Here is an 11,212-nt window from a genome sequence, read left to right on the forward strand (position 1 = left end):
CGATAAGACCGGGGTTGCGGGGCGCGGGAAGTGGCTAGAGGGCGCGGGGTGGTGGATTGTATAAGCAGTTAGCAGAAAAGGGGAACCCGTGAGCTGCCGGTAGTCGTTTATTGAAACCAGGACGGGGTGAGATGCAGAAATGTAATAGCAGGGGCGAGCAAAACCTAGACAGATTCGCGAGCAACGTACTGCAAAATCTGCCCGGTGGGAGCTTCCCCTAAATCCAGATTGTCGCCCTCACGTTGAGCAATATGCATTATTTCCTTGTATGCCAGGGTGTGAGTATCAACCATTACTGAGGAAATAGCGGGGTGAGAAACCCTGCCCGAGGGCGAATCGTAGCCACCCACAACCGAGGCATCTTGAGGAACCATTTTCCCGCATTCGCGCAGACCATGCACGATTGCCATAGCAGTCATATCGCCAACCGCACAAAACCCGTCTAGCTTGGGGTGCTTTTGAAACGCTCTCAACATATAGGAGGGAATGTTTGCCGGATCTTCCGGCAATGCCAATTGGATTGGGGCAGGTAAACCCGCCGCTTGGCAAGCCATCTGAGCAAAGAAATAATAAACAGTCGCGGCTTCGTCAGGATATTTGGCGCGCCGCCAATGAGCGAACGCTAGATTCTTGCGATTACGAGCCGCTAATGCCTGTACCTGGATTTTTACCAGCTCGAAAGTCATTAAGCTGGCGGGATTATGCCGGTCAGTTCCCTGCATTACTGAATCTAGAACCTTTGCTCCAGATTTATCCAGTTCATCAAGAACTTTTTGGTCTAAAGGCAGGAGAGGCAAAATCGCAGTATCATTAGCTTTTACCGTGGAGAGCAGATTTTCGGGATAATCTTCAAGATGGACTGTCCCAAAAACCCCAATTCCCGACTTAATTAGCAAACTGGTGATATTGCGTAGGAGAGCAGAATTAATGGCGCCGATATCTGTGCAGGGCGCAACGATAGCTACTTTCGTTTTTCCAGCTAGAGTCGCCAAAATGCCTCCTTTATTAAGAACCCTAATCTATTTTACATATTCCAGTCGTTCCTGCTCAGTATGTTGGTCTATAAATCTGTTAGGCAAGGGAATATTTGGAGGAAGTATCGGTTCGTGGGTCTAAATTACCTCTGGATTTGCTAGGCAACTAGAGTGTAATAAAAGCGAGAAAAACAGTGACGAAAGGTGAATCTGTGTCTGACGCGACCCCACCTATCTCCCCTCTAGACCAAGAAGGGATTTTCAAGGCAGTTACCGCAGGTAAAAAGGATTTTGCAGCCGCCCAGTCTTTAGAAGAATTGAAAAGGGCGCGTACGGCTCACCTAGGTGAAAATTCCCCGATAATCCTGGCTAACCGGGCAATTCGTAACCTAGATAAAGCCGATAAAGCCCAGGCTGGAAAGAACCTGGGTGGTGCCAAGAAACAGCTGCACTCGGCCTATGATGAGCGTTGCTGCGTCCTCGAAAAGAAAAAGGAAGCCCAAACCTTGGCAGCGGAAGCTCTGGACGTAACCCAGCCGGTAGCACGTTACCCTCTTGGTGCTCGCCATCCCCTGGAAACCTTGATGGAAGATATTTCTGACTTTTTCGTGTCTATGGGGTGGGAAATCGCGGAAGGTCCAGAGGTTGAACACGAATGGTTCAACTTTGATTCTCTAAACATTGACCCTGATCACCCGGCACGCCGAGAACAAGACACTCTGTATATTGACGGTCGTTCCCTGGGGGCTGAAACTTCGGGCGAGGGAAATCTGGTGCTGCGTACCCACACTTCCCCAGTTCAGGCACGGGTAATGTTAGGGAGGGGAGTGCCGGTATATATCGCTTGCCCCGGTAAAGTATTCCGCGCCGATGAACTAGATGCCACCCACACTCCGGTATTCCACCAGGTAGAAGGGCTGGCGATTGATAAGGGCTTAACCATGGCTGACCTGAAAGGAACTCTCGATCATTTCGCGCAATCCATGTTCGGGATGGAAGCTAAAACCCGGCTGCGCCCCTCATTTTTCCCTTTCACCGAGCCCAGTGCGGAAATGGATTTGTGGTTCCCGCAAAAGAAAGGTGGCCCGGGCTGGATAGAATGGGGAGGTTGCGGCATGGTTAATCCGAATGTGCTTGTAGCCTGCGGAATCGACCCGAATGTGTATTCCGGGTTCGCGTTCGGGATGGGGGTAGAACGCACCCTGATGCTGCGTCACGGCATCACCGATATGCACGACATTGTTGAGGGCGACGTGCGATTTTCAAAACAATTCGGCACCACCGGGAGAGGAAACTAATAATGCCTTTTGTAGCGCTTGATTGGCTAAAAGATCACGTCGAGATTATTCCCGGCACTACCGTGGAACAACTCTCTAGCGACCTGGTAAAAGTTGGTTTAGAAGAAGAAACCATTCACCCGGCTTCGGTAACTGGGCCGCTGGTAGCTGGACGCGTCCTCACCCTGGATGCCAAGGAGCAATCCAATGGAAAAGTCATTAATTATTGCCGCGTAGATGTTGGTCAGTTTAATGATGCTCCGGGCACTGGGAAAGAACCTTCCGAGTTGCCCAGTCGGGGAATTATTTGTGGTGCCCACAATTTTAAGGTCGGGGATTTGGTAGTAGTTTCCCTGCCAGGAGCGGTTCTACCGGGTGATTTCCAGATTGCGCAGCGTAAAACCTATGGGCATATTTCTGACGGCATGATTTGCTCCCAGCGGGAACTGGGGCTTGGTGAAGACCATAACGGCATTATCGTCCTCGACCAGTTGCTTCCCGAGAAAGCCGCAGCCGGGGAGCTACCCGCCCCTGGTGAATCGGTGATTGAACTGCTGGGATTAGGCGAGGAAACCCTAGAAATAAACATCACCCCCGATCGTGGCTACTGTTTCGCGATGCGCGGGGTAGGGCGCGAATACGCCCATTCCACCGGGGCTAAGTTCACCGACCTGGGGTTGGCGGAAAACCTTCCTTCCGGGGCACTCCCGGCGGTCAGTGACGATGGTTTCTCGGTGAAAATCGCAGATGATGCTGGCGTTAATGGCAAAGTTGGGTGCGATCGTTTCGTTACCCGCATTGTGACTGGCGTTGATGCGCAAGCTGCCAGCCCGGATTGGATGGTGCGCCGCCTAGAGCAGGCCGGGATGCGCTCAATTTCCCTGGCGGTAGATGCCACCAACTATGTGATGCTGGATTTGGGGCAGCCTTTACACGCCTATGACCTGGATAAAGTATGTGAGCCGATTGTGGTTCGGCGGGCTAGGTCGGAAGAAAAACTAACTACGCTTGATGATGTGGAGCGCCCCCTAGATTCTGGGGATTTGTTGATTACTGACTCCCCAGAGGGCGCGGAAGGCTCCCGGGTGCTGGGCCTGGCGGGTATCATGGGGGGGGCTTCTACGGAGGTAACCGACAGTACAGTAAATGTGCTGATAGAGGCAGCTCATTTTGAGTCTATTTCGATTTCTCGTTCTGCGAGCCGTCACAAGCTGCCTACGGAAGCCTCCAAGCGTTTTGAGCGCGGAGTTGATTTTGAAATCGCTCCGGTAGCAGCGCAACGGGTAGTGGATATTCTGGTGGAATACGGTGGTGGCAGCGCCAGTGGGCGGGTCAGCGACCTCAATAACACTAAGCCGTTTGCGGAGATTGTAATGCCGCTACATGAACCCGCACGGCTAACCGGGGTGGAATACGATCAAGAAACCATAACCGGGTTGCTGAAAGCTGTTGGCTGCAAAGTGCGCTTAGAGGACGGCAACGTGATTGCTAGGCCTCCGTCTTGGCGCCCAGATTTGACCGGATCGGCGCACCTGGTTGAAGAAATTGCCCGACTGGCTGGCTATGACACGATTCCTTCGCGCAGGCCGCGCCCGATTGCTGGGCGCGGATACACCCCTAAGCAGCGGGCTCGCCGAGATACGGCTCGCGCATTGGCACAGGGGGGACTGGTGCAGGTGCTGTCCTATCCTTTTATTGCCGAGGACGTGTTTGATAGCGAACTGCTAGGAGAGCAGGATGTGCGGAGGAAAGCGGTGCGGGTAGCTAACCCGCTCGCCGATGACCAGCCCTTACTGCGCACCTCCTTATTAGATACTTTGCTGGCGGTAGCCCGGCGTAATATCGCGCGGGGCAATGAGCAGTGTGCGATATTTGAGACCGGTTTGGTGACCCGCGGAATGGGGACTGAACTCACCGGTTCTTTCGGGGTAGCAGAGAAACCGAATCCTGACCAACAGCGCGCCCTCGTTAAAGGGGTTCCCTACCAACCGGAACATATCGCCGGGGTGTTGGTCGGTTTTGCGGAACTTCCGGGGGCTTTGGGTTCTGGTCGCCTATATGATTGGGCTGATGCGGTCGCATTTGTGCGCACGGTGGCGCAGACTTTGGCGGTACCGATGGGAGTGCAGGGTAAAGATGGACGCCAGCGCCTAGCTAAAGACAATATGATGGGTGAGCCGGGCTCTCCCGAAGCAGTCGCGCCGTTCCATCCGGGACGGTGCGCGCGGATAGTGGTGCGGGGTGCCTGTGTTGGTTTGGCAGGGCAACTACACCCGGCAGTTTGCCGTAACTTTGGTCTACCCGAGACAGCGTGCGCTTTCGAGATTGATTTCGAGAAGTTTACTGAAGCAATGCCGAAGAAAGATTTGCAGGTGAAACCGGTTTCTGCTTTCCCGCCTGCAAAAGAAGATATTGCCTTGGTGGTGGATAGTGATATTCCGGCAGTGGACGTGCAGCAGGTGATTGCAAAACAGGCTGGCGACTTGCTGGAAGACGTGCGCTTATTTGATGTTTTCAGTGGGGAACAACTGGGCGCGGGCAAGAAATCCTTGGCGTTCTCGCTGAAGATTCGCTCCGCCGAGGGCACGCTCAGTGCCGACGAGATTCAGGCGGTACGCAACCGGATTATCAAGACTACTGCCAAGAAGTTCAAGGCAACTTTACGTGCCTAAGGGTTGGGGTAGGGGCTGGTGAATGCGGAGCATCCCTGTCAGGGGGTGCTTTGTAGGCTAGTGCCCTAAGGTTAATTCCCGGTTCGTGGTGGCGGAATAAGGGATTTGAATCCCCCTTTTATAGGGGGAGGACACAGAGTGCCCCGTGCGGGACTCGAACCCGCGACCAACGAATTATGAGTTCGCTGCTACTAACCGACTGAGCTAACGGGGCGAATCTAGCCTACCGGATTGTTGGCGGATTATTTAATTGCAGTTATTTAGGCTGGTGTAAGCGGTTGCTAAAGCCGGTATCCTAAAGAGATGTCTGCTGCTTAGAGGGAAAAGATAGTTTAGGGTGGTGGTGATGGCTATTTTTAGTAGGTTACGGCGCAAAAAGGTTCCCGCGGCAGTCCAGTCCTGCCTGACGTCCTCAGATCGAGTTTTTGATTTCCTGCTTATTGATTCGAATCGTTTCCTGTTGGTGACCATGCGGGCGTTATTCGTTATTGATTGTGGGGAAAATAGGGGGTGTGAGAGTGAGGCGCAGGTGCAGCGCTACGGGTGGTATCAGATTGCTAACGCGCGCTGGGACAGTGAAAATGGCACGCTCCGTATAGTTTTCCACGAGGGCGAGGATTTGTTGATTTATCCGGCTCAGGCTCCTGGGTATGGCTTTATGGACATTATCCGGGAAGCGTTAAGTGAGACCCAGGTGTTTGCCACTCCTTTGCAGCTACCCTCAAGGCAGAGAGTTACCGCACAGATTTTGCGTGATGATAACCGCAATTTATACCTCTATCCACCTATATCTAGTTTTGAAAATTATGCTGACCAGCAATATTTGCGTTCTGCGGTGCGTGAATGGGAACAAAAATTGGGGGTAACTGTCCGCTTTGAGGATTAGGTGGTTTGCGCCCTCTCACGGTAGGCTTATCTAGGTTAATCCCCCATAGCTCAATGGTAGAGCATTCGACTGTTAATCGAAGGGTTACTGGTTCGAGTCCAGTTGGGGGAGCTTAAAACCCCTTGTTACAGTATCTTTTAGGGGTATATATTTTCTTTATTTCTCCGTTTAGTTCTTGTTTTTAACGTCTCAGGGGTAGCAGCCTTTTCTTGCTACTTTTCAGTTAAGTCCGGCGGGGTTCTAACCCGTTTTACCCTCCCGATACGTTTCACCCTCCCGCTTTCGCAGAATCAGCAAGTAATCGCGCCTATTACCCGCATCTGGAGGGTGATAATACACCGGGAGGGTGTTTCAGGGAGTTATTTCCCGATTTGCTTGCACTTTTTTGCTTAACGCCTTAGAGTTAAAAAGAACTGAATCTCAGTAAGCTTCGCCTCGTTAGCGAAGTTGAATGCTCAGCCTTTTGGCTATTTTTCCACCTCATCTTTTGAGGTGGAAGTGTGTTTTCTCCCACTTAGTCATGTAATTTGTTTATCCTGGTTCTATGAACAACAAGGAAAATACCCCTAAAGATAAGCGGCGTTATCGGATTGGTATTGATGTGGGGCGGAACTCTACTGGGTTTTGTGCTCTTGAGATTGATGATGACGACAATCCGATTGCATTTCTAAATCTTTCAGTGCTGCTACACGATGCTGGGGTCGGTAAAGATGGCGGTAAAACTCAGGAAACTCGGAAGGCTATTTCGGGACGAACTCGCAGAACGCGTCGCCTCATCAGGAACAGGCGTAAACGACTCGCGGAGTTGGATAAGTTTTTGGCTGGTCTCGGTTGGTCGCTGCCAAATTTAGAAAAATATCCAGATCCACACGAACCGTGGAAAGTTCGCGCTCAACTTGTTGAAGAATATATAGAGGATGAGCGGATACGCCAGGAAAAACTGGCAATTGCGATAAGGCATATAGCACGGCATAGAGGCTGGCGCTCGCCTTGGGTATCGGTTAGCAGTCTACATGTTTCGCACCCGGAATCCGATGAAGTCGTTGCTTTGAGGTCGCGAGTTGCAGAAAAAACTGGCCGAATTTTGCCCGAGGGATTAACCCCAGGTCAGTTGCTTTATCTACTTGATAGCGGGGAGAAGTTACGTGGGGACGCCGGTATTTTAGCTGGTAAACTCCTGCAAACTGATTACGCTGCAGAGCTTAAAAAGATATTTTCCCGTCAGAAAATAAGCGAAGATTTAGGCAATCAGTTAATCGATAAGGTTTTCGCCGCAAAATCACCCAAAGGTAGTGCCGCCGAAAAGGTGGGGAAAGATGCTTTGCCAGGGCAGGAGCATTTAGAACGCGCGGAAAAGGCTCATCCGGCTTTTCAGCGTTATCGAATTGCCACCATTATCGCTAATCTGCGGATATGCGAGGGCGAGGATGGACAGAAAGAACGCCGCTTGACGGGTGAAGAAACGACGTCCTTGTTCAAGTTCTTAAGCGACCCAGACCGTAAGAAGGTTCCCACCTGGATAGAGGTGGCTCAAGTTTTGGGGATTGAACGCCAGGATTTGGTAGGAACCGGGAAAATGACGGCTGATGGGGAGCGAACGGGGAACACTCCGCCGGTTGATGAAACGAATATCCGTTTGACTAAGTGCAGTATCAAGCCCGTGCAACAGTGGTGGCGTGCAGCGAGTTACCTGGAGAGGTGTGCGTTTATTGAGCAAATATCTCGCGCTTCCTCACCCGGTGAGGCTTGTAGCCGTGAAGAGCAGATAGCTGCTGAATTTGTCGCTAGTCTAAATGATGAAGATTTGGAGAAATTGGAGTCATCGGTGAAGCTCCCGATTGGCAGGGCAGCCTATTCGGTAGAGAGTTTGGGGCGAATAACTGAACGGATTTTAGCCGATAATGTCGATTTGCAGCAGGCTCGAGAACTAGAGTTCGGGGTTTCGCCGGAGTGGAAGCCGCCTGCAGTTCCGGTGGGTGAACCGGTGGGTAATCCAGTGGTGGACAGGGTTTTGAAGGGCGTTAATCGCTGGTTGCTGCGAGCTGAAGGCGAGTGGGGGATTCCGCAACAGGTCAATATCGAGCACGTGCGCGAGGCGTTCATGTCTAAGGCAAAGGCAAATGAACTGCAACGTTTCCAAGCGCAACGTTTTAAGAAAAACGAGGAGGCTCGTCAGCAGATAGAGGGGAGCCAGAATCTTTCGGGGTTGCCCCGCATCGCTGCGATTCGCAAGCAGCAAGCGCTGCAGCGACAACATTGCGAGTGTCTTTACTGCGGCACCCATATTACTTTTACCACTGCAGAGATGGATCACATCGTCCCGCGGCGAGGGGTGGGATCTACAAATACCAGGGATAATCTGGTGGCGGTTTGTAGGCGGTGTAACCACGAGAAAAGCAATATTCCTTTTGCGGTTTGGGCTGCGCAAACAAATATCCCAGGGGTTAGCCAGAAAGAGGCGATTTCTCGGGTTAAAGGTTGGTTTACCGATACCTCTGTTAAGGATGATAAACGTTTGCGAGCGGGGGTGATTGACAGGTTATCGCGTACCAAAGCAGATCCCGAGATTGATAACCGCTCCATGGAAGCTGTAAGTTGGATGGCGCGCGAGCTGGCTCATCGGATTGAGCAGCGTTATCGCACCCCGCAAGGTCAGTTGGCTTCGAAGAATGACACTAACGGAGGGGATAAAACGACATCTGAAAATAAAGTTACGGTACGAGTGTTTAATGGCTCGATTACTGCAGCTGCTCGCAGAGCTTCAGGTTTTGAAGGGCGTGTTAATTTGATTGGAGGACGGGGCAAAACCCGCCTGGACAGGCGCCATCATGCTATGGATGCCGCCACTATTGCGATGATGCGTCCCGCAGTAGCGCAGACTTTGGTAGAGCGAGAGAACCTTCGGCGTGGCCAAATAATGGCTGGTGCTGAGCAAAATTGGAAGAGCTGGAATGGTAGCACTTTTGCTCAGCAAAAGATCTTTTCTGTTTGGCTGGAGCAGATGCGTTATCTGACAGAAATCTTTAACCAAGCGTTGGCTGATGACCAGATTCCAGTGTTCTCTAATTTCCGTTTGCGGCTCGGAGACGGGAAACTACATGAGGAAGTGAAGAAACTTCATCGTAAACGCCTGGGTGATGCCTGGTCGATGAGCGATATTGATCGGGCGGAAACCCCCGCTTTGTGGTGTGCATTAACCCGCTTGCCCGACTTTGTGTGGGCAGAGGGTCTGCCGGCGAATCCGGAACGAAAAATAGTGGTTAATGGCAATCATTTTGCTGCACATGACAGTGTTGGAATCTTCCCAACGAATGCCCCTATGTTGAAGGTGCGCGGCGGCTGCGTCGAGGTGGGAACTTCTATCCATCATGCACGGATTTATCGAATTCTAGGTCGTAAGAAACCGGTATATGCCATGCTCAGAGTATTTACGATTGATTTACCGAATAAAGCTGGGGTTGATCTATTTCAGGTTGATTTGCCCGAACAAACTATTTCGGTGCGTAACGCCGAAATGAAGTTACGGGAGGCTTTCCGGGAAGGCAATGCTGAGTATTTAGGTTGGCTAGTAGTAGATGACGAGTTGGAACTGGATTTATCTGCAGAAAGAAAAGGGGCAATTGCAGAGCTACTGTCGGAATATCCTGGAATATTGCATTGGTCGGTAGATGGATTCCCCACGAATAGGCAGATTAGGATGCGTCCTCTCTATTTGGCGGGAGAAGGTGTGCCGGAAGATGCGCTGCCGGGAACCAAGGAAATCTTACAGGGTCGGGGTTGGTGGCCAGCAATCAATAAGATTTTTTCAACCTGTAAACCCAGGGTAATCCGCCGTGACGTGCTTGGAAATATTCGCGATAATTCTTCGCGACTACCCAGTAGCTGGTCTATGTAGGGGGAAACCATGGCTGCCTGGCGGATTATTGATTTAACCCAGTTCTCTGGGGTGGTTTCCTCTAAAACAGGAGCTATAGTCCTGCACCCAGAAGATAAACCACAGGTGGCGCTGCCGGTAGCTGATGTTGCGGTAGTCCTTATCGGGATGGGAGTTAAACTCTCCGGAGCTGTACTTCATCGCTTGACCGCTGCAGATGTGTGTGTTTTGCTCTGCGATTGGCGGGGGATTCCCGAGGCAGGAGCCTTTGCATGGCGACCTCATTCTCGGGTGGCGGCGCGGCGGGTGGCACAGGCGGGCATGAGCATTCCTAAACAAAAAACCGCCTGGAAAGCAGTGGTGAAGCGGAAAATAGAAAATCAAGCGAAAACTCTGCTGCTATGTGGGAAAGCTAAAGATAGCAAGAATCTATTGGAATTAGTAAAGATAGTACGTTCTGGCGATCCAGATAATACTGAAGGTAGAGCTGCCCGCCGTTATTGGTCTGCGCTGTTCGGGAAAGATTTTTCGCGTCAGCCAGGTTTGGGTGATGGCATTAATTCTATGTTGGATTATGGTTATATGATTGTTCGCGGTCATGGGATAAGAGCAGTGCTAGCTGCCGGTTTAGAACCATCATTGGGGATATTTCATCACAATCGGGCTAATCTATTTTGCTTGGTGGACGACTTGATGGAAATCTTTCGACCGTTGATTGATTTCGAGGTGTATCGCCTTAAAAAGGACGGTAAATCTTCAGCGGCTGATTGTAAAGCCGAGCTGGTGGCGGCGGCCAGTAGCCAGTATCGCGATGACGGCATCGGTATTCCTGCCGCTTTTGAGGATTTAGCTCAGTTATTTGGACTTTATGTAGAGAGTCAAGTAAAAAGCTTTTCTCCTCCTAAATGGTTTAAGTAGTTTCCATGAGTAACAATCCCATGTGGTGTCTGGTGATGTTTGACTTGCCGGTGGATACCCCCCGCCACCGGCGCGAAGCAAACGCATATCGCCGAATGCTATTGGATTTAGGTTTCAGCATGGTGCAGTTCAGTGTCTATGCCAAGTACACTCCCGCGGGGTTAAGCGACATAACCACCATTGGTCAAGTTCGTGCCGGTATTCCCCCCGAAGGAAACGTTCGCATGATCTTCTTAACGGATAAACAATGGGCTCGAACCTTTCATTTTTCCAATGGAACCCCTAGTAAAGCAGAGGAAAAACCTGAGCAACTATCAATTTTTTAAGAAAAAATGAGTACAAAAACCCTTATAAACTGGGATTATTTACCCCTGACCAAGTATATCAGGGGTAAATAAGAACTGAATCCCAGCAGAATATGCAACTATGAATGACTTAGATCAAGTATATCAGGGGTAAATAAGAACTGAATCCCAGCGACCTCCGTGCGTGACGCTTGGGAGCTGCAAGTATATCAGGGGTAAATAAGAACTGAATCCCAGCATTGCCCCGGAAGATGGTATCCCCGCTTCAAGTATATCAGGGGTAAATAAGAACTGAATCCCAGCGAA

The 11,212-nt window shown here is 51.0% G+C and carries 7 protein-coding genes and 2 tRNA genes; 7 read left to right on the forward strand and 2 right to left on the reverse strand.

Annotated elements, in window-relative coordinates:
• Positions 1-164: 164 nt before the first annotated feature.
• Complete coding sequence (locus QZT94_RS00180; RefSeq protein ID WP_296761365.1) at positions 165-992, reverse strand: substrate-binding domain-containing protein; 828 nt, start codon at positions 990-992, stop codon at positions 165-167.
• A 194-nt stretch (positions 993-1,186) separates the two neighbouring features.
• On the opposite strand from QZT94_RS00180, the gene pheS reads away from it, so the two are divergent.
• Together pheS and pheT are read left to right on the forward strand one after the other, a co-directional pair.
• Positions 1,187-2,272, forward strand: coding sequence for a phenylalanine--tRNA ligase subunit alpha (gene pheS, locus QZT94_RS00185; protein WP_296761367.1), 1,086 nt, complete (start codon positions 1,187-1,189; stop codon positions 2,270-2,272).
• Between the two features lie 2 nt (positions 2,273-2,274).
• The gene (gene pheT, locus QZT94_RS00190; protein WP_296761368.1) at positions 2,275-4,923 is read left to right on the forward strand and encodes a phenylalanine--tRNA ligase subunit beta; all 2,649 of its coding nucleotides are present in this window, start codon (positions 2,275-2,277) and stop codon (positions 4,921-4,923) included.
• Between the two features lie 139 nt (positions 4,924-5,062).
• On the opposite strand, the gene QZT94_RS00195 is transcribed toward pheT, so the two are convergent.
• A tRNA-Ile gene (locus QZT94_RS00195) sits at positions 5,063-5,137 on the reverse strand.
• A 132-nt stretch (positions 5,138-5,269) separates the two neighbouring features.
• Between QZT94_RS00195 and QZT94_RS00200 the strand changes: the two genes are divergently transcribed.
• The 5 genes from QZT94_RS00200 to cas2 all read left to right on the forward strand — a co-directional run bounded on the left by QZT94_RS00200 (position 5,270) and on the right by cas2 (position 10,927).
• The gene (locus QZT94_RS00200; protein WP_296761370.1) at positions 5,270-5,809 is read left to right on the forward strand and encodes a hypothetical protein; all 540 of its coding nucleotides are present in this window, start codon (positions 5,270-5,272) and stop codon (positions 5,807-5,809) included.
• A 39-nt stretch (positions 5,810-5,848) separates the two neighbouring features.
• Positions 5,849-5,920: transfer RNA gene (locus tag QZT94_RS00205), tRNA-Asn, on the forward strand.
• A 433-nt stretch (positions 5,921-6,353) separates the two neighbouring features.
• Positions 6,354-9,704 carry a type II CRISPR RNA-guided endonuclease Cas9 gene (cas9, locus tag QZT94_RS00210; protein WP_296761371.1) on the forward strand — a complete coding sequence of 1,117 codons (3,351 nt, stop codon included), beginning with the start codon at positions 6,354-6,356 and terminating at the stop codon, positions 9,702-9,704.
• A 9-nt stretch (positions 9,705-9,713) separates the two neighbouring features.
• Positions 9,714-10,601: a type II CRISPR-associated endonuclease Cas1 gene (cas1, locus tag QZT94_RS00215; RefSeq protein WP_296761372.1), complete on the forward strand. Its 888-nt coding sequence runs from the start codon at positions 9,714-9,716 to the stop codon at positions 10,599-10,601.
• A 5-nt stretch (positions 10,602-10,606) separates the two neighbouring features.
• Positions 10,607-10,927, forward strand: coding sequence for a CRISPR-associated endonuclease Cas2 (cas2, locus tag QZT94_RS00220; RefSeq protein ID WP_296761373.1), 321 nt, complete (start codon positions 10,607-10,609; stop codon positions 10,925-10,927).
• Positions 10,928-11,212 lie beyond the last annotated feature (285 nt).

The sequence above is a fragment of the Varibaculum sp. genome, from assembly GCF_008661855.1.
GTDB lineage: Bacteria > Actinomycetota > Actinomycetes > Actinomycetales > Actinomycetaceae > Varibaculum > Varibaculum timonense_A.

What these genes read in the sequence shown, in the direction of transcription:
- pheT (WP_296761368.1), top strand. Translation starts at nt 2,275, where the DNA reads ATGCCTTTTGTAGCGCTTGATTGGCTAAAAGATCACGTCGAGATTATT.
- QZT94_RS00200 (WP_296761370.1), top strand. Translation starts at nt 5,270, where the DNA reads ATGGCTATTTTTAGTAGGTTACGGCGCAAAAAGGTTCCCGCGGCAGTC.
- cas9 (WP_296761371.1), top strand. Translation starts at nt 6,354, where the DNA reads ATGAACAACAAGGAAAATACCCCTAAAGATAAGCGGCGTTATCGGATT.
- cas1 (WP_296761372.1), top strand. Translation starts at nt 9,714, where the DNA reads ATGGCTGCCTGGCGGATTATTGATTTAACCCAGTTCTCTGGGGTGGTT.
- cas2 (WP_296761373.1), top strand. Translation starts at nt 10,607, where the DNA reads ATGAGTAACAATCCCATGTGGTGTCTGGTGATGTTTGACTTGCCGGTG.